We start from the raw sequence: 1030 nt of genomic DNA, 5'->3' as shown, positions 1-1030 counted from the left end.
TTCATAGTTTCTCTATCAAGACTCAACCCGTCAAGGAGAGCGCTTGACTGCCTGAGCCTTGATAGAGGATGTTCAATTAGGCTGTAAAGGAAATAAAATAACCTAATGAGGTTTAACATTAATATCTAACTTATTAGCAGTAGCATAAATCATGTAAATAAGATTGTTAATTGAGCGATATCCCCTAGCTTTACGTTTAGCAGCCTGTATTAAGCTATTAATACCTTCAAGAAGTCCATTTGTCATTTTGCTGATGAACCATCTCAATAAACCATTTTCGTGTCTTTTTAATGATTTAGCTACTTCAACCATTGGAGTAAGCCTCGAACGTATTGACCAATTGTACCATTTATTAAAATAAATATCAGCATATATACCTGGAATACTCCATAGCTCTTGAATTGTGTGACATATCACTACAAAATTCTTTGATTTGGGATACAGGAATATTTTTCTCATCGAGAAATTGTTTAAAGATATCAAGAACATCAGAACCTTTTCCTTCTACAGCTAATACGACTTTTTTCGTATCCATATCAACAAATAAAGTTACATATCGATGACCACGTTTGCTTGATGTTTCGTCAAGTGCAACACGTTTAAGTTGAGATAGATCCATTTCCTGCATCGCTTGTTTTACGTAATATTTGAATACACGCCATAATCGTGTGTCATGTTCACCTACTTCACGTGCTACAGCTGCAACAGGCATTTCTTTCATAAGTGACATAACATAGGATTCAAAATGCCAGGTAAGACCAGCTGATGGTCTTGCCCAAGGAACATGAACACTGCGTATTTTATGACAAGAATTGCAGATAATACGTGGTAAACGAGCATGTATAATGGTTTCATACTGAAAGAAATTAAGATGACGCCATGTTCGATCCTTATCAACAATATCATGAACTGGATTATGAGCAGCCCCACAATGAGGGCAAGTAAACTTAGCTCCTCGTTTAAAATTTAAATAAATATGAAGTTGTTCTTGTTCTTTATTAAATTCTTTATAACTAACAAACCATGGATC

General features: G+C 35.0%; 2 protein-coding genes. Both read right to left on the bottom strand.

The window, feature by feature from the left end; genetic code table 11:
• Positions 1 to 102: 102 nt before the first annotated feature.
• Positions 103 to 312: a transposase gene (locus BHF71_RS12435; RefSeq protein ID WP_245683865.1), complete on the bottom strand. Its 210-nt coding sequence runs from the start codon at positions 310 to 312 to the stop codon at positions 103 to 105.
• Positions 313 to 364: 52 nt separating this feature from the next.
• Positions 365 to 1030: helix-turn-helix domain-containing protein (locus BHF71_RS11725; RefSeq protein ID WP_245683864.1), on the bottom strand; the 666-nt coding region annotated here is incomplete at its 5' end.

Source organism: Vulcanibacillus modesticaldus (assembly GCF_001730235.1).
Lineage (GTDB): Bacteria > Bacillota > Bacilli > Tepidibacillales > Tepidibacillaceae > Vulcanibacillus > Vulcanibacillus modesticaldus.
This window is presented reverse-complemented; position numbering and strand designations above follow the sequence as displayed.